The organism is Streptomyces camelliae, assembly GCF_027625935.1.
GTDB lineage: Bacteria > Actinomycetota > Actinomycetes > Streptomycetales > Streptomycetaceae > Streptomyces > Streptomyces camelliae.
In genome coordinates, this window is sequence record NZ_CP115300.1 from 2,571,422 (window position 1) to 2,593,833 (window position 22,412).

The window sequence follows — 22,412 nt, forward strand, 5'->3', positions numbered from 1 at the left end:
CCGCAGCCGCTCGACCTGACGATTGGGGCATATCGGAAGGCGGGAGGGTGGGCAGGTCGGCGGGTCAGCGCCGCTCGCCCGGCACGTCCATGACGGTGCAGACCACGCGCCACACGTCCTTCGCGTCCCAGCCGGAGTCCAGCGCCTCGTTCACCGTGCGCCCGCCCAGCTCCGACATGACGTGATCGCGCGCGAAGGTGTCGGCGTACCCCGGACCGAAGTGTTCCGCCATCCGCTGCCAGAAGACCGTCAACCGCATGAATTCCGCTCCGCACCCACCATGACCTGCATATTTCCAGCCTCTCACGCCCCCCGCGCGACCGTCAGGAGGTTTCCAGGGAGTCGGCCGCTACTCCTCGACGGGGGGCAGGCCCTGGAGTTTCCTTATCTCGTCCAGCACCGACATGACCGCGTTCAGACTCTCGGGCGGGAGTCCCGCGGCGCGCAGCGCGATGGAGCGCACTCCGGCCTGGTGCAACTCGTCGAGGAGGGCGAGCTGGGTGAGGGCCTGGTCCGCGTAGGTCTGGTCGAAGAAATAGGCGGGCTGCACCCCGAAGAAGTGGGCCAGCGCCGTCAGGAGCTCATGAGAGGGGCGTTCGCGCTTGCCATTGCGCAGTGCGGACAGGTAGGCGCCGCTCACGCGGAGCTTGGGGTTGGCGTCCTTGAGCCGGGCGGCCACCTCGTCGTTGGTCCACGGACGCCCTTCGGGGCGGCTCGACCGGAAGAGGCTGTCCAGACGCTCAGCGAGCACCGATTCGTTCTTCTCCGCAGCCATTCCCGCCCTCCGTGGTGAGCGAACGTTCCAAGGGAAGGTCCAAGAGTAACCAGCACCACACGCTTGTGGTGCACATCACAATAGGGCAGGCACCCTTGCGGGCGGTACTCCCCAACCATCTACTAGTTGAGGTAAGTCAACCAGCCGTTGAATTACGCCGAGGAGGACGCGTGACCGTTCAGACGCCTACGGAGACATTGCTCGGCCGGCTCACCGGCAGGGAGCGGCAGGTCCTCGAACTCGTCGCCGACGGCAAGTCCAATCTGGCGATCGAACGGGAGCTCCACCTGCGCCCCAAGACGGTCGAGGCGCATCTGCGCAGTCTGTTCTGCAAGCTCGGACTGGAGCAGAGTCCCTATGAACACCGCCGGGTCATGGCCGTGGTCACCTACCTCGGCCACCGCCCCGCCGCGTGACGCGGCGCCGGAACGTGCGGTGCGTACTCGCCATGGTCTGCGCGCTCGTCGCCGCCTCGGCGGTCGTGGGAGGTGACATGTCCGGCGGCGACCGCGCCGCCCCCGAAACGTTCCCCGCCGTGGAGGCACGCCTCGGGGTCCTGGTCGAACGGACCCTCCGGACGGGCGGGTTCACCGTCGACCCGCGCCGGGGAACCGCTCCGGCCTCCGGGTACGCGGTCGCGACCGGGCGTTCCACCGCGCAGGTGGAGCCCGCCGCCGCCTTCTTCGCAGGTGACGGCCCCCGGGCGCTGCGGGCGTATCTGCGGGAGCACGCCGATGTCCTCGTCCGGGACCCGCAACTGATGGTCGGTGCCTGGTACGACCGCGACGGGAGACGCGTCGTGCTGAGCCTGGTGCGGGTCATGCCCGACCGGGCGACGGCGGTGCACTGCGGGCTCTCGCACCACCAGCGCTCCGTGTACGACCTGTCGGCCCGGCGGGACGTTCCCACCGGCCTGTCCCCATCCTGATCAGGCCTCACGGGGCGACCCTCCGCTCGGCGAGGAACGCCTTCGCCAGACCGGTCAGCCACTCGACCTCCCCGTCGAAGTCCCGGTCCGGGGGCGACGAGGCGAACCCGGACCGCTGGTCGGCCCGGCGCAACGCGGCCAGCAGTGCCGACCTGGCCGGGTCCCGGCCGGGCGGCCCTGCCGGGTCGTGACCCGCCGAGGCCGGGTGATCGCCGCCCGCCGGAGCCAGCTGGAGGGCCCGGCGGGCGTCGTGAATCTCGATCACCCTGCGGTGCAGCCAGAAGTCCATGCGCCGCACCCGCAACCGGTCGGCGAGTCTGGACGGCGGCGGATCGAGCGCGACGCCCGGGACCTCCTCCTACAGGGCTCGCCACAGCGGATACAGACGGCCATGGATCCGGTAGGCACGACCCCATCGGGCGGCCGCGGACAGCCGCTCCCCCATCGTGGGCAGCACCCAGCCGATCAGCGAGAGCATCGACCCGACGTCCCCGCACAACCACACGGCGGGTTCCATCCCGTGCAGGTCGTAGCCGAGCGGGCCGGCGGCGAGATCGGTCACGCGCAGCACCGCGTAGCAGAGGATCAGCGCCCCGCCGACGGCGGTGGTCAGCATGCCCCAGCGCAGCCAGGTGCGCTGGGAAATCTGCGCATACCTCCAGCAGTGCCGTACGACATCGGTCTGCCCGACCAGGCAGGCCAGCGTGTAGATGACCAAGTACGGGGACTGGAAGAGCCGTTGGCTGTACTCCAGGTAGAAGTCCTGGAACCGCTCCTGCCGGGGAGCGAACACCATGAAGGTCACGACATAGACGGCGATCATGACGATGCCGAGGGTGAGCCGGCGCCGGAAGCGGCGCCGCGCCTCGCTCCTCGGGTACGTCCAGTGCATCAGCAGATACTGCTGGGCCACGGTCAGACCCAGCACGCTCACACCCGACCCCATTCCCGCGCTGTTGCGGATGCCGGTCCACCGGTCGATCAGCACGTACACCGGCGGCAGCAGCAGGAGGTAACTCAGGGCGGACAGGCCGACGTACACGCAGATGGTGACGGCGACGGTGTCGCGGGCCCTGGACAGCAGCGCCCACGCCTTGCAGAGGAATATGGTGCCACCGACGATCAGGCAGGTCAGGTGCAGTGCATCGGTCACCCGGCGCTCCCGCCGCCGATCGAGAAGGACCGTTCGAGCCGGTGCAGCATGCCCCGGGAGCCGGCGGCAGGAGCGGACGGCCCGTTCGCCGGGCGGGAGTTCATATGGCACAGGATCACCGACGCCATGACCTCGGCCTCCAGCTCGTCGCCGTCCGGATACCTCGTCCTGCGCAGCATCTGCTGGACGAGCCGGGGGTCGAGGTCCGGAAACAGCTGCCCCGCGGTCTCCTGGTCCAGCGGTGCGTCCCGGGTGTGCTCGCACAGCATGTGGGCAGTGCGCGCAGGGGCACCGCGTATCCCTGCGCGCCGGGCGACTCCAGAGCGAACCCGGCGGTCACGCAGCCCAGTTGGGCCGCGCGCTCGATGGTCAGGGCGCTCACCACGCCGGCGACGAACCCGGCACGGAACGCGTCACCGGCTCCGCGAGGGTCCACCACCCGCCTCACCTCGCAGGCCGGGACCCTGATCTCGGCAAAGTGGTGCGACTCGACGCGCGCGCCCCGGGCCCCGAGGGTGGTCACCCAGGCACCGACGTGCCGCAGCACCTCCTGCGTGCGCCATCCGGTGGCCGCCAGCAGCAACTCCCGTTCGTGCGCGCCGGTGAACAGCCAGTGCGCGCCCCGGACCAAGGCGCGCGCCTCCTCGGTCCCGGTGTGTGTCACGCCGGATCCGGGGTCTGCCGTGAAGGGCACCGCCAGCCTCCTGCACTCCCGGGCGTGGCCGAGCATGGCCCACGGGTCGTCCGGCGCTATGACGACCAGGTCGGCGCCCCCCTGGTCCCGCAGCAGGGGGTTGATGCCGACGGCGCCCGCCCGCCTCGCCGCGACGCCCAACTGGCCGAGCCCGAAGGCAACGTTGGCGCCATTGGCGGTGGCGCTCGGAGCAGGGGCGCGCAGCCTCCTGCCGACGAAGTCCGTTCCTGTGACGACGACGCGCACGGCAATCCTCATTCCGGTGGGCTCACAGCCCACTGCCACGCAGGTGACGCGGCCAGATCCCCTGTTTTCCGGGAGTCAGGACGCCCGCCGGATCGAGCGCGTCCTTGATCTTCTCGCTCAGGCGCAGCAGGGAACCGTCGTGGTAGCTGAACGTGGCGGCGATCTCGTCCATCAGCGCCGGGTGCACGCGGTACTCGCCGTAGCCGAGGTCCGCCGCCTCCTTGATGAGGGTCCGGCACAGTTGCAGGGTCGCGGCGCGGTCCTCGGACGAGGCGGTGTCGAACATGAGCATGCAGATGTGGTGCATCTCGCGGCGACCGACGATGAAGTTGCCCATGTAGTCCTTGCCCGCCTCGTGACACCGGTCGCGGGCCAGCTCGTACTGGCGCAGCGCGTCCTCACCCGTGGCCGGCGAGACGGGTGCGAAGTCGATGTGCCCGCCGTTGTCGTGCCATCGGAGGATGTCGTACGTCTCCAGGTTGGGCACTCCCGCCATGATCTTGGCCCGGGTGGCGAGTACGGGGCTCGGGTGCTCCCCCTCGAAGTGGAACCCCGCTCCCGGGATGCCCGAGAAGGCGTCTCTGATGACGGACCAGGTGGCGGCGCGCACGGCGTCGGGGCCGTACAGCGCGCCGTAGAAGTTCCAGCGGCCGATGCCGAGGTCGTCGCTCATCCTCCGGGCCACGCTGTCGGGGATCGGGCCGGTACCCGGGTGGAACGCGGAGCGGGGCGCCACCGCCGCGGCGTCGAGGAACAGGCTGCGCAGCGTCGGCACATGGGCGATCGTCCCGTCGAGGCGGAGCGGACGCAGCGCGTCGACGAAGGTGCCGAGGTCCTCCTCCCGCGGCAGGGTGATCATGTACGCCTGATACCCCGCGGGTCTGGGCATCAGCCAGATGCCGATCTTGGTGACGATGCCGAAGTTCGACTGGGTGAACATCGGGTCGAACTGCGGCCCGTATCCGTACTTGAACAGTTGCCAGGTGTTGCTTCCCGGGAGGGCGCCCATGCCGGTCCTGATCACATCCCCGTCGGCGAGCACCACTTCCATCCCGCACTGGATGGACAGGTGGTCTCCGTACGGGGTGTAGCCGACACCGCGTTCGAGCGTGTTGCCGACGATGCTGCCCCAGGCGAGATCGGGCACGTCCAGCATCAGCCCGCTGTTGTGCCGCTGAAGGTGCTGGTACAGATCGAAATAGGTGACACCCGGTTCGACGAGTGCATACCCGAATTTCTCGCTGACCTCCAGGATGCGGTTCATCCGCTTCAGGTCGACGATCACGGCACCGGGCAGCCGGGGCGCCGCGCCGCCGAATCCGAGGTTTTTCCCCGTGGAGATCGGTGACAGCGGAAGGCCGCACGATGTGGCGATCCGGACGATTTCCTGTATCTCCTCCACGGTGTGCGGAAGAACCGCGGCCGACGGACTGAAGTGATCGGCCTCCAGGACGGGGAACGGATCCCGGTACGAGGCGATTTCGGATTCCTCGGTGAGCACCCAGGTCGCCCCCAGGGCTTCCCGCAGGGAGTCCAGGGCGGACGTCAGCTCACTTTCGCTGAAGTTGGGGGGAAGAGGCCTGGTCATCGGTTGGTCTCCTCTGTCATGACGAGGGTGTCGGCGAGGCGGGCCGGCGAGTTGGCGGACTCGGTGAAGGCGCTCACGGTGACCTTGCGCCACACACCTTTGATCATGAACGGGTCCTCTGCGACGTACCGTTCGACCGTCTCCCGGTCCTCGGCGCGCACCAGGATCAGACTGCCGACGGCGTGCCCGCCGTCATCGGAGACGAGCATTCCGTAGCAGACCGGCTCCACGATTCCGGAGCGAAGCCTGGCCGAATGCTCCGCTCTGGCCTCCTGTCGGATTTCCAGGACGTCGTCGGCATCAAGACAATGCACGGCCCAGAGCATCGGGATCACCTTCGTGTCGGGGAAGCGGCATGGTGAGGCTAGTCCACCGAAAACCTTGCGACATCAGGGCTGACCCTCATTCCGGTTTCCGGGAGATGGCCCAGAAAGCGCAGAAGAACGCGCCGAGGAATGCCACGGCCGCGCTCGCGAGGGGAATGGCGCGGAAACCGGCCGTGGACAGCAGGGCGCTGCCCGCCGCCGATCCGAGTGCCGTGCCCAGATACATGCAACTGCTGTTCCAGGCCAGCAGCGAACCGCTGTGTTGCGGGAAGGAGGACACCAACTGGGCCTGGTACGAGGGCAGGCACGGGTAGGCGCAGAGGGCGAAGAAGAACAGCGCGCACATCAGGAGGGGTACCGGGGCGCGCACCGCCAGGTCGAGCAACAGCAGCATCACCCCGACCAGCGCGAGGCTGGCCGTGGCGACCCGCCGGGCTCCGAACCGGTCCGCGAGCCTGCCCCCGCCGAAACTGCCGGCGACCGCGCCCGCGCCGAAGACGATCAGCGCCAGGGCCACGAGGCCGGTGGACAGCTTGGCGTCCGCCCGCAGCCCGGTGCCGAGATAGGTGTAGAGCGCGTAGACGGCGAAGGCCCACAGCCCGGTGACCGTGACCGCCCTGGCGCGGGTGAGCAGGCCGATGGGGGCGGGGGGCGGGGCGGTGCCGGTGGCGCCCGGCTTGGACGCGTGGGGCCATACGGCCAGGTTGACGGCGGCCAGGGCCGCGGCCGGCAGGGCGAGGACCACGAACACGGCGCGCCAGCCCCACACCGCGGCCAGAGCCGTGCCGCTCGGGGCACCGGTGGTCAGGGAGATCAGGAAGCCCGCCACGGCGGTGGACATCCACACGCCCCGCCGGTGGGCCGGGGCCGCGGCGCCCACCAGGGCATAGACCGAAGGGCTCACGGCGGCCGCCGCCAGTCCGGCCAGCACCCGGGCCAGCAGGAGCACCGCGAAGGAGGGGGCCAGGCCGGTCAGGACGTTGGCCGCGGCAAAGGCGACGAGGCCCGCCGCGAGGACGGTGCGGCGCCCGATCCGGTCGGCGAGGGAGCCGAAGGCGGGCGCGCCCAGGACGTAGACGATCGAGAAGACCGTGACCGCGTTGCCCGCGGTGCCCGGCGAGACGTGGAAGTGCCGCGAGATGGCAGGCAGCAGGGGGGAGACGATGAACAGGTCGGTTCCCACGACGAGCAGGGTGATGAAGCCGACGGCCAGGGAACCGCCGCCGCCCCGCCGGGTGGTTGCCGGAGCGGGTGATAACCGCTCTTCGGTGAGAGGGACGCGGTCTGCACGGGAAACTCGCATGGTTTGCACGCTAGCGTATATCTTTCCAAGAAGCAATTTCCCGGAAAGGAACTTACCGGGAAGGGAGCTGCTAGTCTGGTGATGTGGACCGTGAAGACGCCATCGACGTGCTGCTGCGGCAGTGGCAGCAATCGCCGTACGAGCTGCCGCTCGCTTCCATGGCCGTGGCGAAGCGGGTCACACGGGTGGCGCGCAATCTCGAACAGCGCCTCGCCCGGGCGCTGGAGGAGTTCGACCTCGACCCCGGCGAGTTCGACGTACTGGCGACGCTGCTGCGCAGCGGACCACCGCACGAACTGGCCCCGGCCGCGCTGAACCGGTCACTGCTGATCTCCTCGGGCGGTCTCACCAAGCGCCTCACCCGGCTGGAGAAGCGCGGATTCGTCTCACGCCGGCTCGACCCCGACGACCGCCGCTCGCTGCTGGCCGCACTGACCGAACAGGGCCTGGCGGTGGCCGGCAAGGCCGTGATCGTCCATGCGCAGGCCAGTGCGGACCTGGCCGACCCCCTCTCGGAGGCCGACCGGGCCCAGCTGGTCGTCCTGCTCAGGAAGTTGCTGCTGCATCAGGAGAGCTGAGCCCTCCGATGTGCCAGAACTTCAGCTCCAGGAACTCCTCGATGCCGTGGTGCGAGCCCTCCCGGCCGAGACCGGACTCCTTCACACCCCCGAAAGGCGCCGTCTCCACGGACAGGAAGCCGGTGTTGAGGCCGACCATGCCCACCTCCAGTTCCTCCGTCACCCGCCAGGCCCTGGCAAGGTCACGCGTGAAGACGTAGCCCGCGAGCCCCGAGCGACTGTCGTTGGCCAGCTCCAGGGCCTCCCGCTCGGTGCGGAACGAGGCTACCGCGGCGACGGGACCGAAGGTCTCCTCGCGCATGACGCGCATCTCCGGGGTGACCCCGCGCAGCACGGTCGGTTCGAAGAACGTCCCGCCCGCCCGATGCCTGCCGCCTCCGACCAGCACCTCCGCACCCTGCGCCACCGCGTCGGCCACATGGGCCGCCACTTTGGCCAGGCCGTCCTCGTCGATCAACGGCCCCACATCGACGCCCTGTCGGTCACCCCTGCCGACCGTCAGCTTGCGGACCCGGCCGGCGAACCGTTCGGTGAACTCCGGGTACACGTCCTCGTGGACCAGGAACCGGTTGGTGCACACGCAGGTCTGCCCGCTGTGCCGGAACTTCGAGAGCACCGCCGCGTCCACCGCGGCTTCCAGATCCGCATCGGGGAAGACCAGGAAAGGAGCGTTGCCGCCCAGTTCCAGGGACAGCTTCTTGACCGTGGACACGCACTGGGCCGCGAGGAGTTTGCCCACCTCGGTGGAGCCGGTGAAGGACAGCAGCCGTACGGCCGGGCTGTCGCACAGGGCCCGCCCGATGGACGGCGCGTCCCCGGTGATGACGTTGAGGACACCGGGCGGTACCCCGGCCCGGCGGCCGAGGGCCGCGATGGCCAGGGCCGACAGCGGGGTCTGCTCGGCGGGCTTCATGACCACGGTGCAACCGGCGGCCAGTGCGGGCGCGGCCTTCCGGGTGATCATCGCTGCCGGGAAGTTCCACGGCGTGATGCACCCGACGACACCGACCGGCTGCCGCAGCACCACGATCCGGCTCTCCCGGGTCGCCGCCGGGATCACCTCCCCGCGTATCCGCTCCGCCTCGGCGGCGTAGAACGTCAGGAACGAGGCGGCGTACCCGATCTCGCCGCGCGCCTCGGCCAGCGGCTTGCCCTGCTCACGGGTGAGCAGCCGGGCCAGCTGCTCCCGGTGCTGGAGCAGCAGCGCGGCCCAGCGCGAGAGGACCGCGGCGCGGTCCTTCGCCGTGCGGGTGCGCCACGGGCCGAACGCCGCTTCGGCCGCGCGTATGGCCGTATCGGTCTCCGCGGTGGACATGAGGGGCACCGACGCGATGACATCGCCCGTCGCCGGGTCGGTGACCGCGAAGGTACGGCCGTCGTCGGCGCCGCGCCACTCGCCGTCCACCAGACAGGCGTCATACAGCAGCGACTCCTCGGATGTGGGCGTGTTCATGTCGGACGTAGGCGTGCTCATGGGCTCCTTCCTCGGACAAGGTCAGGGACGGATCAGCTGCCAGCCGTGCACGTCGGCGAGTTCGGCTATCTCGGGCTGTTCGGAGACGAACACGGGATGACCGACCTCGGCGAGCATCGGCAGGTCGGAGCGGTCGTCGCCGAACGCCCAGCACGCGGCGGCCGACGCACCCGAGGCCCGCAGGAAGGAACGGACCGCCTCCGCCTTGCCGTGCCCGATGGTCTGCGGCGGCACGATCTCGCCGGTGTAACGGCCGCCCTCCGTCACGAGCCGGGTCGCGAGCATCCTGGTGACACCCAGCTCCTCGGCGATCGGCCGCAGGATGTCCACCATCGAACCGGACACGAAGACCACCTCGTCGCCCGCCTCCTGCCGGGTGCGCAGCGCGCGCAGCGCACCCGGCAGATACAGCCCGTCCCCCTGCTGGCGCACCTCCGTGTACCAGCGCCGGGCGAGCTCGGCCACCTGCTCGGGGCGTCTGCCCCGGAAGGTCTGATAGTAGGTGCGGTTGATGAACTCCCTGGGGCGGCCCTGCGCGAGATGGCGCCGCCGCGTCGCCTCGTACTTCTCCGCACGCCACCGTCCCAGGACGGAAGGGAGGAAGCCGGTGTGCGTGTAGTAGTACTCCTGGAAGCTGAACATCGTCTTCAGCCGTACGAGCGTGTCGTCGACGTCGAAGAACGCGTAGGCGCCCGTACCGGGCTCCGCGTTCCTCACGGCTTGGTCGCCCCCACGACGAAGCCGGTGAACGAGGCGAAGAACGTCCCCTCGTCCTCGGCCCGCAGCAGCGGCAGCCACCACTGCTCCAGCTGTTCGGGCGTGAAGTCGAGCTGACCGCTCTGCTGGGCGCTCGCGAGCCGGCCGGCGCTGAGCGTGCGGAAGAAACCGAACGGCATGACGACGGTGAGCGGCGAGACCGTCACGTCCTGAAGGCCCCTGGCCAGCATCCGCCGCCGCAGCTGGCGGCCGCTCCACTTGTTGCGGTGGGCGTCGGAGAAGCAGCGCATGGCCTGACGGGTGCCCTCGGTGTCCGGGTGATCGACGATGGTGGTGTCGAAGTCGTAGTCGAAGACGGCGATCCTGCCGCCGGGCCGGACCACCCTGACCAGTTCGTCGAGACCCGTCTCGATGTCCTCGCAGTGCATCAGCACCAGCTTGGCGCGGGCGGCGTCGAAGGTGTCGTCGGGGAAGTCCAGACCCCGCAGGTCCGCGACCCGGAACTCGACCGGCAGGGCCGACCCCTCGCTGCGCCGGCGCGCCTCCGCCAGCATGGTGGTGCTCAGGTCCGTCGCCACGACCTTGCCCCGGGCACCGACCAGGGCAGCCACCTCCCTGGCGTCGTCCCCGGTGCCGCAGCCGACCTCCAGGACGGTCTTGCCGTCCAGGTCGCCCATGGCTGCCGCGAGTTCGTCCTTCATCACACGGTACTCGGGAAGGGCGTTGGCGATGTCCATGAAGTCGATGAACCAGCCGCTGTCCGGGGCCGTGTCCACGGTGGTGAAGTTCCCGATGTTTCCGGTGGCACTCACGATCGACTGACTCCCCTGTTCGGTTGGGTGGTGATGGGATGAGGTGGTGTGACAGTGGTGTGACGAGGTGCGGGACGGGGTGGTGTGGCCGTGGATGGCACTGTTCATGTGCGCAGGTGGGTGACCACGGCCTGCCGTGCCGCCATGGCCTCCTGCTTGTCGGCGAGTTTCCCGGCCACGACGCGGAAGCGGACCTCGACCTCGGCCGCGACGGTGTCCGACTGCCGGACGCGGACCACGGAGTGGAAGCGGTGCTGCATGGTGCCCGGCTCGTGCTCCAGCACCTCGTAGGTGAGCGTCGCGGGCAGCGGGAAGACGAAGGCGCGGAACGACGCGTGGAAGTCGTCGATCACGAACCGGGCCGGGTCGAGACCGGTGGGGAGGAATCTCTCCGTCACCGCGGTCCAGCTCTGCCGGGCCGCCTCGGTCAGCGCGACCGCCGGAATGTGCCGGCCCGTCAGATGGTCCTCCAGCGTCTCGCACCGTTCATCGAGCACGAGCGGAATCTCGTAGTGGTCGCCGGCCCGCGAGGGTTCGCCGACCATCACGTTCTTCATCAGCCGCTTGTGGGTCAGCTCCCTGGGGGCGGGCATCGGCACCGGCCAGTGCTTGCCCAGCTCCGCCAGCAGTTCCGCGGACAGCCCCTGGCCCGCCACCAGGTCCAGGCCGTCGGTGTCCCGGGCCTCCAGACGTGCCCGCACTGCCGACGCCGCGATGGTCCCCGGGGTGCGCAGGAACTCCTCGAAGCGGTCGCCGACGACGATCAGGGTCTCCCCCGACGGCTCGGGCATCTCCTCTCCTCCCTCCGTCAGGCGCCGCGGGCGGCCAGGGCGCGCTCGTACACATCCACCAGGTCGTCGAGGCACCTGACGTCGGAGAGCACCACGTCCTCGGAGAAGGGGTCGACCCCGGTGGCCGCCTCCAGTTCGATGATCAGCCGGGCCAGTGTCAGCGAGTCGAGGCCCAGCGTGTTCAGCTCCTCGCCTCCGGTCGGCTCAGGAGCCTCGGGGTTGCTCTCGCGCATCAGGCCGGTGACGACGTGGTACACCGTGGTGCGGACTTCGGTGGTCTTCAGCATGTGATCCCTCCGTCGACGACGATGGACTGGCCGGTGATGAACCGGGCTCCGGGAGAGGCGAGGAAGAGGACGGCGTCGGCGACCTCGTGCGCGGTGCCGAGGCGCCCCAACGGGGTACGGCCCTCGATGCGTTCGCGCTGCCGTGGGGCACGTGCGATGTCATGCCGCTGTCGAAGAAACCCGGCACCACGGAGTTGACCCGGATGCCGAACGAGCCCAGCTCCCGAGCCAGGCTCCGCATGAAGCCGTCGACGCCGGCCTTCGCCGCGGCGTAGACCGACACGCCGCGGAAGCCTCTGATCGCGTTGATCGACGACACATTGACGATGGCCCCGCCGCCGTTCCTGACCATGGGCTTGGCACAGCACTGGGCGAGGACGACGGAGGCGGTCAGGTTCACCGCGATCAGCTCCGTGATCTTAGTCAGCGGAGTGGTGAGCAGGAGGCCCTCGTGGAGCTGGCCCGCGTTGTTCACCAGCAGGTCCAGGCGCCCGAACCGGCGCTGCACCTCGGCGACGAACGCCCGCAGCGAGCCCGGATCCGCCAGGTCGGCGCGTCCTTGGAGGAAGCTCTTCCCGTCGTCCCCGCCGCCGGTGGGCGCCCCGTCGTCGGCAGCGGGGTCACGGCTGAACGTCGCCACCCGCCACCCGTCGGCGAGCAGGCGTTCGACCAGCAGCCGGCCGAGCCCCCGGCTCCCGCCGCTGACCAGGGCGACCCGACGCTCATCGCCGGCCCCGCTCACCGGGCGGCCCTGATCTTCTTGAAACGTTCGGAGTGCTGCCGCGCGGCCGAGACCTCGACGGAGAGCGGCACCTTGTACGGCTCCAGACGGCTGCGGCAGTATTCCCGCACCCGGTTGGCGACCTGCCGGGGGTCTTCCTCCTCGGCCAGCCGGACAGTGGCCTTCACGACCATTCCCGTCACCGGACTCGGCATGCCGCACACCGTGGCCTCGGCGATGTTGTCCATCTCCAGCAGGACGTTCTCCACCTCTGCCGGGTACACCTTCTCCCCGCCGACGTTGATCAGCTCCGATGTACGGCTGAGGATGCGCAGATAATCACCGTCGACCTGGACGACGTCCTGGGTGTTGAAATAGCCGTCCTCGTCGAAGTCGGCCGGCGCGTTGAGGTACCCCAGCATGGCCATGTCGGAGCGTATCCACAGCACACCGTCGATGACCTTGTAGTCGAAGCCGGCCTTTCCGAGTTCCAGCCACAGAGAGTCGTCACTGCGCGATCGAGTGGGCATGATGCCCAGTTCGGACAGTCCGTAGGTCTGCTTGAGACGGACATCCGGCAAGGCATCGTGCAGCCGTCGCAAGGTGTGTGCCGGCATCGGCTCGGTGCCGTAGGTGATGAGTTCCAGCGACCGGGTCGAACATCTTTCGTACGCACGGGAGATGAGTACGAGGTTGAGGAATGTCGGGGTCGTCGGGAGAACGTTCACCGCATCCCGCTCGACGGCGGCGAACACCGCTTCCGGGGTCCGCTCGGGAATGGTGATGAGCGTGCCGCCCTGACTCAGAGTGTGCAGGAACGTATTGATCCCGCCGATGTGATCGAGCGTGAGGAAGCACAACGTGCGCTTCGGCTTCGCCCGTTTCGGGGTGCCATAACGGCCGAGCACTTTGGAGAGGTCGAGCACGGACGCCTTGCTGCGCCCCGAGGTGCCGGAGCTGAACAGGACGAGCCCGCCGGTCGCCGCCCGCCTGAGCCGCTCGTACAGCGGGTGGGACGCCGTGACCCCGGTCGACGTGATCGTCGGACTGCCCTCGGCGTCAAGGCTGACGACCTTCTCGGCCTGCGCCAGATCGAGGAACTCGGCCCGTTTCGCGGCCGGCAGCGGAGCAAGCGGGACAACGATCACCCGGTGTGCCATCAGCGCGAGGAGAACCCCGCAGGAAGCAGGGGTATAGGTCACTTCCAGGCAGACCACCTGCCCGGGACGCACGCCGCACCGATCGAATTCCCGCGCCCAGGAATCGACCGTGTCGCACAGGTCCGCATAGGAATGGGCGGACCCGTTGAAGACCATTGCGTCGCTACTGTCGAAACTCCTCAATAAATCGAGGAAGGCATGATTCATCTGACTTCCCGTCGGTCGCGATTTCCCGTCGGTCATTCACAGTTGAATCTTCTCAACTGACAGTTGATTTTCAGTTCTGCGCGAGTGTACTACGCAGCACGGCGCGACTGTCAACACCGCTCGGCCCGGCAATTAATCAACCGAGGAACACAGAAAATTAAGGGTCAGCCCTGATTACGCGGGTGCTGGATTTCGTTACGATGACCGCTTGCGCCGGGGCGGGTACGGTGTCACGCGCGGGTCGTGCCGGGGCCCAGGAGGCGCAAGACCGTCAACCGCATGACTCCAGTATCCCGCCCCTGGGGGTGGGCCCCGGCCGGGACCGCTTGCCGAGACCGCTTTCCGTCCTACGGTCTGACCCATGGCCGACACCGGAGTTTCCTCGCTCCCTTCCACGCCCCAGGCGCGCTCCCCGCTCTTCCGCGCCGAACAGTTCGTATGGCTCACCGCGCGCGTGCTGGAGCAGCGGCTCTTCGCCCACCACTTCCTGCACGGCACCCCGGACGCGGTGGAGACGGCACTGGACGCCTACCGCAACGACGACGGCGGGTACGGGCACGCGCTGGACCCCGATCTGCGCGGACCCGTGAGCCAGCCCCTGCACACCGCGCACGCGCTGCGTGTCCTGGACGCCATCGGGCGCTGCGGCGGGCAGCGGGTGGAGCGCGTGTGCCGGTATCTCACCTCGGTCTCCACCGCGGACGGTGCCCTGCCGGCGGTCCATCCCGGCCAGCGCGGCTATCCGGTGGCCCCGTTCGTGCCGGTCGTCGACCACCCGCCCAGCGACCTGCTCGCCACCGGACCGGTGGTCGGGCTGCTGCACCGCAACCAGGTGTGGCACGCCTGGCTGTTCCGGGCCACCGACTTCTGCTGGCAGGCCGTCGACTCCCTGGAGAAGTCCCACCCCTGCGAGGTGGAGGCCGCCGTGGCCTTCCTGGACTCCGCGCCCGACCGCCCGCGCGCGGAGGCGGCGGCCGACCGGCTGGGCCGCATGGTGCGCGAACAACGGCTCGCGGCACTGGACCCGGACCGGCTCGACAGGTACCCGGTCGCGCCGGGCTATGCCCCGACCGAGCACCATTTCCCGCACGACTTCGCTCGAAGCCCGGACTCACTCGCGCGCGCGTGGTTCACGGACGCCGAGATGGCCCGCTCCCTGGACCACCTGACGTCCGCACAGCAGGACGACGGCGGCTGGCCCGCCCGAAGGCGCCAGTGGTCACCGGCTCCCACCCTGGAGTCACGCCCCCTGGAGACGATCGCGGCCCTGCGCACACTCAGGTCGTACGGCCGCTTCACGGGCTGAGCCGACGCCTCGCGCCGAACCCGGCCGGGGATGCCGGGCGGGCCGGTCCACCGCACGGGCCGAACCCGGCCGGGGATGCCGGGCGGGCCGGTCCACCGCACGGGCCGAACCCGGCCGTGTTCGACGACAACGCCGGCAGCACGCCAGCACCGGCCCCGGCCTCCTCCTCGCCACCCCCGGGCCACCCCTCAACCGCGCACCGACACACGACGTTTTCCCAGGTCAGCGCGATTGTCAGTGGTCGGGTGCAGGATGGACGCATGGTCAGCTCCGCACACCGAGCCCTCGACGGCTTCTCCCCCGCGACCCGCGGCTGGTTCACGGGGGCGTTCTCCGCGCCCACCGCGGCCCAGGCGGGTGCGTGGCAGTCCATCGGGGCGGGTTCGGACGTGCTGGTGGTGGCCCCGACCGGATCGGGCAAGACGCTGGCCGCATTCCTCGCCGCCCTGGACCAGCTGGCCTCGGCCCCGCCCCCGGCCGACCCGAAGAAGCGCTGCCGGGTGCTGTACGTGTCACCGCTGAAGGCCCTCGCGGTCGACGTCGAGCGCAATCTGCGCAGCCCGCTGACCGGCATCCGCCAGGAGTCCGTGCGGCTGGGCCTGCCCGAGCCGGAGGTCAGGGTCGGCATCCGCTCAGGCGACACCCCGGCCGCCGAGCGCCGCGCGCTGTCCACGCGCCCGCCGGACATCCTGATCACCACCCCCGAGTCGCTGTTCCTGATGCTGACCTCGGCCACGCGCGACGCGCTCACGGGCGTCGAGACGGTGATCCTGGACGAGGTGCACGCGGTCGCGGGCACCAAGCGCGGCGCTCACCTCGCGCTCTCCCTGGAGCGGCTGGACGAGCTGCTGCCGAGGCCGGCCCGCCGGATCGGCCTGTCGGCGACCGTACGGCCGGTGGACGAGGTGGCCCGCTATCTCTCGCCGCGCCGCAAGGTGGAGATCGTCCAGCCGGAGTCCGGCAAGGAGTTCGACCTCTCGGTGGTCGTGCCCGTCCAGGACATGGGCGAGCTGGGCGGCTCCCCGGCGGCCGACGCCGCGGAAGGCGGCGAGAAGCCGTCGATCTGGCCGCATGTGGAGGAGCGGATCGCCGACCTCGTCCAGGCCCACCGCTCCACGATCGTGTTCGCCAACTCGCGGCGCCTCGCGGAGCGCCTGTGCAACCGGCTGAACGAGATCGCGTACGAGCGCGCGACCGGCGAGACCCTGGCGGAGCATCACGCCCCCGCACAGCTGATGGGCGGCTCGGGCGCGGCCCAGGGCGCGCCCCCGGTGATCGCCCGCGCGCACCACGGCTCGGTCTCCAAGGAGCAGCGCGCCCTGGTGGAGGAGGACCTGAAGGCCGGACGCCTGCCCGCGGTGGTCGCCACCTCCAGTCTGGAACTCGGTATCGACATGGGCGCGGTGGATCTCGTCGTCCAGGTCGAGTCCCCGCCCTCGGTCGCCTCCGGCCTCCAGCGCGTCGGCCGCGCGGGACACCAGGTGGGCGCCGTCTCCACCGGCGTCGTCTTCCCCAAGTACCGCGGCGACCTCGTCCAGGCCGCCGTGGTCACGGAGCGGATGCGCACAGGCTCGATCGAGTCCCTGAAGGTCCCGGCGAACCCACTGGACGTGCTCGCCCAGCAGCTGGTCGCGATGACGGCGCTGGACACCTGGCAGTTCGACGACCTGCTCGCCCTGGTCCGCCGCGCGGCACCCTTCGCGTCGCTGCCGGAGTCGGCGTTCACGGCGGTCCTCGACATGCTCGCGGGCCGCTATCCGTCCGACGCGTTCGCGGAGCTGCGCCCGCGCGTGGTGTGGGACCGAGTGACCGGCGAGATCACTGGCCGTCCAGGCGCCCAGCGCCTCGCCGTCACCTCCGGCGGCACGATCCCCGACCGGGGTCTGTTCGGGGTCTTCCTCGCCGGTTCCGATCCCAAGAAGGGCGGCGGCCGGGTCGGCGAACTGGACGAGGAGATGGTGTACGAGTCCCGGGTGGGCGACGTCTTCACCCTGGGCACCAGCTCCTGGCGCATCGAGGACATCACGCGCGACCGCGTCCTGGTCTCCCCCGCACCCGGCGTACCCGGCCGCCTCCCCTTCTGGAAGGGCGACCAGCTCGGCCGCCCGCTCGAACTGGGCCGCGCGGTGGGCGCGTTCCTGCGCGAGGTCGGCTCGCTGCCCAAGGACGACGCCCGGCCGCGCCTGCTGGCGGCGGGCCTGGACGCCTGGGCGGCGGACAACGTGCTGTCGTACCTGGACGAGCAGCGCGAGGCCTGCGGCCATGTCCCGGACGACCGCACGATCGTCGTGGAGCGCTTCCGCGACGAGCTGGGCGACTGGCGGGTCGTCGTCCACTCCCCCTTCGGCGCCCAGGTCCACGCGCCGTGGGCGCTCGCCCTCGGCGCCCGCCTGTCCGAGCGGTACGGCATGGACGCGCAGGTCATGCACGCCGACGACGGCATCGTGCTGCGCCTGCCCGACGCCGACCTGATGGGTCTGGACCTGCTCGACCAGGAGCCCGTGAAGGCCGGTACGGAGTACGACAGCGAGCAGGCGCCGGTAGGCGCGGCGGACGTCGCCTTCGACAAGGGCGAGGTCGACCAGATCGTCACCGACCAGGTGGGCGGCTCGGCCCTGTTCGCCTCCCGGTTCCGCGAGTGCGCCGCGCGCGCGTTGCTTCTGCCGCGCCGCAACCCCGGCAAGCGCACCCCGCTGTGGCAGCAGCGCCAGCGCGCGGCCCAACTGCTTCAGGTGGCCAGCGAGTTCGGCTCGTTCCCGATCGTCCTGGAGGCGGTCCGTGAGTGCCTCCAGGACGTCTTCGACGTCCCCGGACTCGCCGAGCTGATGGGCGACATCGAGTCCCGCAAGGTACGCCTGGTCGAGGTCACCACCCCGGAGCCGTCCCCGTTCGCGCGTTCTCTCCTGTTCGGGTACGTCGCCCAGTTCCTGTACGAGGGTGACTCCCCGCTCGCCGAGCGCCGTGCCGCCGCGCTGTCCCTGGACTCCCGGCTGCTGGCCGAGCTGCTGGGCCAGGCCGAGCTGCGCGAGCTGCTCGACGCCGAGGTGCTGACCGAGCTGGAGCGCGAGCTGCAGTGGCTCACCGAGGACCGCCGGGTCAAGGACCTGGAGGGTGTGGCCGACGTGCTGCGCCTGCTCGGTCCGCTGACCGACGCCGAGCTGGTCGCGCGGGGCGCGGATCCGCACTGGGCGCGCGAGCTGGCCGGGGCCCGCCGGGCCATCAAGGTCCGCATCGCCGGCGCCGACCACTGGGCGGCGATCGAGGACGCGGGCCGGCTGCGGGACGCGCTCGGCACGGCGCTTCCGGTCGGCGTGCCCGAGGCCTTCACCGAGCCGGTCAAGGACCCACTCGGCGACCTCCTCGCCCGCTATGCGCGCACGCACGGCCCGTTCACGTCGGCCACGGCGGCGGCCCGCTTCGGTCTGGGTGTCGCGGTCACCGAGGGCGCGCTGCACCGGCTCGCGGCGGGCGGCCGGGTGGTCCAGGGCGAGTTCCATCCGGCGGGCATCGGCCAGGAGTGGTGCGACGCGGCCGTACTGCGCCGCCTTCGCCGCCGCTCCCTGGCCGCGCTGCGGCACGAGCTGGAGCCCGTCCCGCCGGCCGCGCTCGCCCAGTTCCTGCCGCAGTGGCAGCACATCGGCAAGGGCCACGGGCTGCGCGGGATCGACGGGCTGGTGCGCGCCGTAGAGCAGTTGCAGGGTGCCTCCGTGCCCGCCTCCGCGCTGGAGAAGCTGGTCCTGCCCTCCCGCGTGGCGAACTACACGCCCGCGATGCTCGACGAGCTGACCGCGGCCGGCGAGGTGGTGTGGGCCGGTGCGGGCGCCCTGCCCGGCAAGGACGGCTGGGTCTCCCTCTATCTGGCGGACACCGCCCCCCTGATCCTCCCGCCGCCCCACCCCCTGGAGCTGACCGCGCTGCACCAGTCCGTCCTGGACGCGCTCTCCGGCGGCTACGGCCTGTTCTTCCGTCAGATCGCCGACCAGGTACGGGCCACCACTCACCCCGACGTCACCGATCCTCACCTGGCTGACGCGCTCTGGGATCTGGCCTGGTCGGGCCGGCTCACCAACGACACCCTCGCCCCGATGCGCTCCCTGCTCGGCTCGGGCCGTACGGCGGGCTCGACCGCGCACCGCGCCAAACGGTCGGTCCCGCGCGGGCGTTATGGCTCACTGACGGCCGCCGCCCGCTCCGCCTCCCGTACGGGCCCGCCCACCGTCGCAGGCCGCTGGTCGCTGCTGCCCGGGGCCGAACCGGACACCACCGTGCGCGCCCACGCGCTGGCCCGCACCCTGCTGGACCGGCACGGTGTGGTCACACGCGGGGCGGTCGCGGCGGAGGGCGTGGAGGGCGGCTTCTCGGCGGTGTACCGGGTGCTGTCGGCCTTCGAGGAGAGCGGCCAGGCTCGGCGCGGCTATGTGGTCGAGGGGCTGGGCGCGGCCCAGTTCGCCATGGACGGCGCGGTGGACCGGCTCCGCGCGGTGGCGGGCGTCCGCGACCGCGGCGAGGGCCTGGCCTCCCCGGCCCACCGGAACGCCTTCATCACCCCAGGCACCGGTTTCGCCGACCCGGCGTTCCCGACCGGCTTCGACGGTGCGCCGCACGCCCACCCCCTCCCCGGCGCCTTCGACGGTTCGGACGGCGGTTTCGCCCACCCCGGCCTGGACGGCGACTTCACCTGGCCACCGGAAGACCCCCCGCCCGCCCCCGGCGAGTACGTCTCCCCCCGCGACCTGGCCGACCCCTTCGCCTCCCCCGGCTACGGCGGCCCCCGAGGCGGCGGCACCGCCTACGGCACGTCCGCCGGCCGGGGCTACGGCAGCGGTCGTTCGGGTCCGTCGGTGCCCGACCCGCGTGCCGTGGTCCTCGCCGCGGCCGATCCCGCCAACGCCTACGGCGCGGCCCTCGGCTGGCCGGAGTCGCCCACCGGCGCCGGGCACAAGCCGGGCCGCAAGGCGGGCGCGCTGGTCGTGCTGGTGGAGGGCGAGCTGACGCTGTACATGGAGCGTGGCGGCAAGACCCTGCTGGCCTGGCCCGCCGCCCCCGACGTCCCGGCCCCGGAGGACCCCCGGCTCCGTACGGCGGCCGAGGCTCTGGCCGCGGCGGCCCGCGCAGGTTCGCTCGGCACCGTCACGGTCGAGCGGATCAACGGCATCCAGGCCCTGACCTCACCCATAGGCGTCCTTCTGGAGGCCGCGGGCTTCGTGGCCACACCGCGCGGCCTGCGCCTGAGAGCGTGACCTCGGCCGCGCGCCCGCCCCACCCCGGCGCGGAATCCTCGCCTCACCCCACCGTGGGACCCTGGACGCATGCCCGAAGGTGACACGGTCTGGCAGGCCGCGCGGCGGCTGCACGAGGCCCTCGCGGGCAAGGCGCTGACCCACAGCGACTTCCGGGTGCCGAAGTACGCGACGGTCGACCTCACCGGCCGTACGGTGCTGAACACGATCCCGCGCGGCAAGCACCTGCTGACCCGGTTCGAGGGCGACCTGACCCTGCACACCCATCTGCGGATGGAGGGGGCGTGGCAGGTGTACGCCACGGGTGAGCGCTGGCGGGGCGGGCCTGCGCATCAGATCCGGGTGGTCCTCGGCACCGCCGACCGCACGGCCGTGGGTTACCGCCTCCAGGTCCTGGAGCTGCTGCGCACGCACGACGAGGAGCGGGCCATCGGCCATCTCGGCCCCGACCTGCTCGGCCCGGACTGGGACGCCGAGCGCGCCCTGGCCAACCTCCTCGCCGACCCCGCCCGCCCACTCGGCGAGGCCCTGCTCGACCAGCGCAACCTGGCCGGGATCGGCAACATCTACAAAAGCGAGCTGTGCTTCCTGCTCGGCGCGACCCCCTGGCTGCCCGTCGGCGCGCTGCCCGCGGACCGCGCCGAGAAGCTGCCCCTGCTCGCCAAGAAGCTGCTGGAGACGAACCGCGACCGCCCGGTCCGCCAGACCACGGGCCTGCACCGGCACGACCTGTTCGTCTACGGCCGCGCACCCCGCCCCTGCCTGCGCTGCCGTACGCCCGTCCGCGTGGCCGACCAGGGCGACGGCTCCCGGGCCCGCCCCACCTACTGGTGCCCCACCTGCCAGACGGGCCCGGCACCGGCGCCCGGACCGTCCCGGCACCACCGCCCCCGCCGTTCCGCCTGACGAGTCCGCAGTCCGACCGACGGCCCGTCAAACGCGTCGAACCCGTCGGCAGGAAGGCCAACACGTTTCCACCAATTGACGGACCGTCAGATCGAATCGTACGTTCGCTGCATGGGCCTCACCGCGTACGACCTCACCGGACGCACCGCGTTCGTCACCGGAGCCGCCGGCGGCATCGGCCGGGCCTCGGCCGTCCTGCTCGCCGAGGCGGGCGCGACGGTGCACTGCGCCGACCGGGACGCGGACGGCCTGCACGGCACGGCCGCGCTGATCAAGGACCGCGGTGGCACAGCCCTCGTACACGTCCTGGACGTCACCGACCGGACGGGGCTCGCCGAGGCCGTACGGTCCTGCGGGCGTCTGGACGTGCTCGCGGCGATCGCCGGGATCATGCACAGCAGCCCGGTGCTGGACACCCGTGACGAGGATCTCGACCGGGTTCTGAACGTCAACTTCAAGGGCGTGCTGTACCCCTGCCAGGAGGCGGCCCGGCTGATGCTCGCCCATGGCACCCGGGGCAGCATCGTCACCATGGCGTCCGGCGCGGTCGACACCGGCGGACCGGGGCTGCTCTGCTACGGCGCGGCGAAGGCCGCCGTGGTCCAGCTGACCAAGACGCTGGCCACCGAGGTCGGCCGGCACGGCATCCGGGTCAACGCGGTCGCGCCCGGCTGGATCCGCACTCCCATGACCGAGCGTCACGACCGCGAGGCCCAGGCGCACGCCGAGGGCACGATGGCGCGGATGGCGCCGCTCGGCCGGGTCGGCGAGCCGGCCGACGTCGCTCACGCAGTGCTGTATCTGGCGTCGGACGCCTCGTCGTTCACGACGGGTCAGATACTTCGCCCGAACGGGGGTGTGGCGATGCCCTGGTGACGTCCCCGGTCCGCCAGGCCGCCACCCAGCGCCCCCTCGACAGCGCCCCGGCCGCCTGCCCCTTGGGCACACAGTGCACGGGCAGCACGCTCAGCCCCCACCCACCGGCCACGACGGCTCCTTCCACCACCCCCGGGCCCTGCCCCAGCGCGAGCCGCAGCACGGCCCACCACCACACGACCGTGAGCCCCAGCCCGAGCGCCCAGCGCACTGTCCGCGCCACCATGGCCGCCATCACCTCCTGCGGGACGCTAGACCGCCGCCTGTCCGGCGCGGGAGGCGCATCGCGGGCTCACCGATGCACATCGTCGAGCCATGGTCGAG

General features: G+C 71.0%; 22 protein-coding genes and 2 pseudogenes. 7 read left to right on the top strand and 17 right to left on the bottom strand.

Annotation, left to right across the window (positions count from 1 at the left end; translation table 11 throughout):
- Nucleotides 1–64: 64 nt before the first annotated feature.
- Together O1G22_RS11565 and O1G22_RS11570 are read right to left on the bottom strand one after the other, a co-directional pair.
- Nucleotides 65–259, bottom strand: coding sequence for a DUF3046 domain-containing protein (locus O1G22_RS11565; protein WP_225100696.1), 195 nt, complete (start codon nt 257–259; stop codon nt 65–67).
- Between the two features lie 90 nt (nt 260–349).
- The gene (locus tag O1G22_RS11570) at nt 350–775 is read right to left on the bottom strand and encodes a helix-turn-helix domain-containing protein (protein ID WP_270081287.1); all 426 of its coding nucleotides are present in this window, start codon (nt 773–775) and stop codon (nt 350–352) included.
- A gap of 170 nt (nt 776–945) precedes the next feature.
- On the opposite strand from O1G22_RS11570, the gene O1G22_RS11575 reads away from it, so the two are divergent.
- On the top strand, nt 946–1,191 hold the full coding sequence (locus O1G22_RS11575) for a response regulator transcription factor (RefSeq protein WP_270081288.1): 246 nt from the start codon (nt 946–948) through the stop codon (nt 1,189–1,191).
- Entirely contained in the window at nt 1,188–1,703 is a 516-nt protein-coding gene (locus tag O1G22_RS11580) for a hypothetical protein (protein WP_270081289.1), read from the top strand. Before O1G22_RS11575 ends, O1G22_RS11580 begins: the two co-directional genes overlap by 4 nt.
- Before the next feature lie 7 nt (nt 1,704–1,710).
- Here the strand turns inward: O1G22_RS11580 and O1G22_RS11585 are convergent.
- The 7 genes and pseudogenes from O1G22_RS11585 to O1G22_RS11615 form a co-directional block, all read right to left on the bottom strand.
- Nucleotides 1,711–2,046, bottom strand: a pseudogene (locus tag O1G22_RS11585) (DUF6545 domain-containing protein); the annotation flags it as partial.
- Between the two features lie 15 nt (nt 2,047–2,061).
- The gene (locus O1G22_RS11590; protein ID WP_270081291.1) at nt 2,062–2,856 is read right to left on the bottom strand and encodes an MAB_1171c family putative transporter; all 795 of its coding nucleotides are present in this window, start codon (nt 2,854–2,856) and stop codon (nt 2,062–2,064) included.
- On the bottom strand, nt 2,853–2,984 hold the full coding sequence (locus O1G22_RS11595; RefSeq protein WP_270081292.1) for a hypothetical protein: 132 nt from the start codon (nt 2,982–2,984) through the stop codon (nt 2,853–2,855). The genes O1G22_RS11590 and O1G22_RS11595 overlap by 4 nt, the downstream gene beginning before the upstream one ends.
- The gene (locus tag O1G22_RS11600) at nt 2,972–3,796 is read right to left on the bottom strand and encodes a PfkB family carbohydrate kinase (RefSeq protein WP_270081293.1); all 825 of its coding nucleotides are present in this window, start codon (nt 3,794–3,796) and stop codon (nt 2,972–2,974) included. Before O1G22_RS11600 ends, O1G22_RS11595 begins: the two co-directional genes overlap by 13 nt.
- Before the next feature lie 22 nt (nt 3,797–3,818).
- A complete protein-coding gene (locus O1G22_RS11605; RefSeq protein ID WP_270081294.1) occupies nt 3,819–5,384 on the bottom strand; it encodes an FAD-binding oxidoreductase in 1,566 nt (521 codons plus the stop codon).
- The gene (locus O1G22_RS11610) at nt 5,381–5,710 is read right to left on the bottom strand and encodes a YciI family protein (RefSeq protein WP_270081295.1); all 330 of its coding nucleotides are present in this window, start codon (nt 5,708–5,710) and stop codon (nt 5,381–5,383) included. Before O1G22_RS11610 ends, O1G22_RS11605 begins: the two co-directional genes overlap by 4 nt.
- Before the next feature lie 76 nt (nt 5,711–5,786).
- Nucleotides 5,787–7,013: an MFS transporter gene (locus tag O1G22_RS11615; RefSeq protein ID WP_270081296.1), complete on the bottom strand. Its 1,227-nt coding sequence runs from the start codon at nt 7,011–7,013 to the stop codon at nt 5,787–5,789.
- Between the two features lie 83 nt (nt 7,014–7,096).
- On the opposite strand from O1G22_RS11615, the gene O1G22_RS11620 reads away from it, so the two are divergent.
- On the top strand, nt 7,097–7,591 hold the full coding sequence (locus tag O1G22_RS11620; RefSeq protein ID WP_270081297.1) for a MarR family winged helix-turn-helix transcriptional regulator: 495 nt from the start codon (nt 7,097–7,099) through the stop codon (nt 7,589–7,591).
- Here O1G22_RS11620 and O1G22_RS11625 read toward each other — a convergent pair.
- The 7 genes and pseudogenes from O1G22_RS11625 to O1G22_RS11660 all read right to left on the bottom strand — a co-directional run bounded on the left by O1G22_RS11625 (nt 7,560) and on the right by O1G22_RS11660 (nt 13,760).
- A complete protein-coding gene (locus O1G22_RS11625) occupies nt 7,560–9,065 on the bottom strand; it encodes an NAD-dependent succinate-semialdehyde dehydrogenase (protein ID WP_270081298.1) in 1,506 nt (501 codons plus the stop codon). The two genes, O1G22_RS11620 and O1G22_RS11625, sit on opposite strands and share 32 nt — an antisense overlap.
- A 21-nt stretch (nt 9,066–9,086) precedes the next feature.
- Nucleotides 9,087–9,782 (bottom strand): HAD family hydrolase, encoded by a 696-nt coding sequence (locus O1G22_RS11630; RefSeq protein WP_270081299.1) that lies wholly within the window; start codon nt 9,780–9,782, stop codon nt 9,087–9,089.
- Nucleotides 9,779–10,594, bottom strand: a complete 816-nt coding sequence (locus O1G22_RS11635) for a methyltransferase domain-containing protein (protein WP_270081300.1) — start codon at nt 10,592–10,594, stop codon at nt 9,779–9,781. Before O1G22_RS11635 ends, O1G22_RS11630 begins: the two co-directional genes overlap by 4 nt.
- A 104-nt stretch (nt 10,595–10,698) precedes the next feature.
- Nucleotides 10,699–11,385 (bottom strand): AfsA-related hotdog domain-containing protein, encoded by a 687-nt coding sequence (locus tag O1G22_RS11640; RefSeq protein ID WP_270081301.1) that lies wholly within the window; start codon nt 11,383–11,385, stop codon nt 10,699–10,701.
- Between the two features lie 17 nt (nt 11,386–11,402).
- Entirely contained in the window at nt 11,403–11,672 is a 270-nt protein-coding gene (locus tag O1G22_RS11645; RefSeq protein WP_270081302.1) for a phosphopantetheine-binding protein, read from the bottom strand.
- Nucleotides 11,666–12,414: pseudogene (locus O1G22_RS11655) on the bottom strand (SDR family NAD(P)-dependent oxidoreductase). Before O1G22_RS11655 ends, O1G22_RS11645 begins: the two are co-directional and overlap by 7 nt.
- Entirely contained in the window at nt 12,411–13,760 is a 1,350-nt protein-coding gene (locus O1G22_RS11660) for an ANL family adenylate-forming protein (protein WP_270081303.1), read from the bottom strand. The pseudogene O1G22_RS11655 and the gene O1G22_RS11660 overlap by 4 nt, the downstream one beginning before the upstream one ends.
- Nucleotides 13,761–14,121: 361 nt before the next feature.
- Here O1G22_RS11660 and O1G22_RS11665 point away from each other — a divergent pair, with 361 nt between their 5' ends.
- The 4 genes from O1G22_RS11665 (at nt 14,122) to O1G22_RS11680 (ending at nt 22,088) form a co-directional block, all read left to right on the top strand.
- On the top strand, nt 14,122–15,066 hold the full coding sequence (locus tag O1G22_RS11665) for a hypothetical protein (protein WP_270081304.1): 945 nt from the start codon (nt 14,122–14,124) through the stop codon (nt 15,064–15,066).
- A 260-nt stretch (nt 15,067–15,326) separates the two neighbouring features.
- Nucleotides 15,327–20,306, top strand: a complete 4,980-nt coding sequence (locus tag O1G22_RS11670; protein ID WP_270081305.1) for an ATP-dependent helicase — start codon at nt 15,327–15,329, stop codon at nt 20,304–20,306.
- Nucleotides 20,307–20,375: 69 nt separating this feature from the next.
- Nucleotides 20,376–21,212 (top strand): DNA-formamidopyrimidine glycosylase family protein, encoded by an 837-nt coding sequence (locus O1G22_RS11675; RefSeq protein WP_270081306.1) that lies wholly within the window; start codon nt 20,376–20,378, stop codon nt 21,210–21,212.
- 111 nt (nt 21,213–21,323) lie between these two features.
- Complete coding sequence (locus O1G22_RS11680; RefSeq protein WP_270081307.1) at nt 21,324–22,088, top strand: SDR family NAD(P)-dependent oxidoreductase; 765 nt, start codon at nt 21,324–21,326, stop codon at nt 22,086–22,088.
- On the opposite strand, the gene O1G22_RS11685 is transcribed toward O1G22_RS11680, so the two are convergent.
- Entirely contained in the window at nt 22,036–22,314 is a 279-nt protein-coding gene (locus O1G22_RS11685; RefSeq protein ID WP_270081308.1) for a hypothetical protein, read from the bottom strand. The two genes, O1G22_RS11680 and O1G22_RS11685, sit on opposite strands and share 53 nt — an antisense overlap.
- Nucleotides 22,315–22,412 lie beyond the last annotated feature (98 nt).

What these genes read in the sequence shown, in the direction of transcription:
- O1G22_RS11565 (WP_225100696.1), bottom strand. Translation starts at nt 259, where the DNA reads ATGCGGTTGACGGTCTTCTGGCAGCGGATGGCGGAACACTTCGGTCCG.
- O1G22_RS11570 (WP_270081287.1), bottom strand. Translation starts at nt 775, where the DNA reads ATGGCTGCGGAGAAGAACGAATCGGTGCTCGCTGAGCGTCTGGACAGC.
- O1G22_RS11595 (WP_270081292.1), bottom strand. Translation starts at nt 2,984, where the DNA reads ATGGCGTCGGTGATCCTGTGCCATATGAACTCCCGCCCGGCGAACGGG.
- O1G22_RS11605 (WP_270081294.1), bottom strand. Translation starts at nt 5,384, where the DNA reads ATGACCAGGCCTCTTCCCCCCAACTTCAGCGAAAGTGAGCTGACGTCC.
- O1G22_RS11610 (WP_270081295.1), bottom strand. Translation starts at nt 5,710, where the DNA reads ATGCTCTGGGCCGTGCATTGTCTTGATGCCGACGACGTCCTGGAAATC.
- O1G22_RS11615 (WP_270081296.1), bottom strand. Translation starts at nt 7,013, where the DNA reads ATGCGAGTTTCCCGTGCAGACCGCGTCCCTCTCACCGAAGAGCGGTTA.
- O1G22_RS11625 (WP_270081298.1), bottom strand. Translation starts at nt 9,065, where the DNA reads ATGAGCACGCCTACGTCCGACATGAACACGCCCACATCCGAGGAGTCG.
- O1G22_RS11640 (WP_270081301.1), bottom strand. Translation starts at nt 11,385, where the DNA reads ATGCCCGAGCCGTCGGGGGAGACCCTGATCGTCGTCGGCGACCGCTTC.
- O1G22_RS11645 (WP_270081302.1), bottom strand. Translation starts at nt 11,672, where the DNA reads ATGCTGAAGACCACCGAAGTCCGCACCACGGTGTACCACGTCGTCACC.
- O1G22_RS11660 (WP_270081303.1), bottom strand. Translation starts at nt 13,760, where the DNA reads ATGAATCATGCCTTCCTCGATTTATTGAGGAGTTTCGACAGTAGCGAC.
- O1G22_RS11665 (WP_270081304.1), top strand. Translation starts at nt 14,122, where the DNA reads ATGGCCGACACCGGAGTTTCCTCGCTCCCTTCCACGCCCCAGGCGCGC.
- O1G22_RS11670 (WP_270081305.1), top strand. Translation starts at nt 15,327, where the DNA reads ATGGTCAGCTCCGCACACCGAGCCCTCGACGGCTTCTCCCCCGCGACC.
- O1G22_RS11675 (WP_270081306.1), top strand. Translation starts at nt 20,376, where the DNA reads ATGCCCGAAGGTGACACGGTCTGGCAGGCCGCGCGGCGGCTGCACGAG.
- O1G22_RS11680 (WP_270081307.1), top strand. Translation starts at nt 21,324, where the DNA reads ATGGGCCTCACCGCGTACGACCTCACCGGACGCACCGCGTTCGTCACC.
- O1G22_RS11685 (WP_270081308.1), bottom strand. Translation starts at nt 22,314, where the DNA reads ATGGTGGCGCGGACAGTGCGCTGGGCGCTCGGGCTGGGGCTCACGGTC.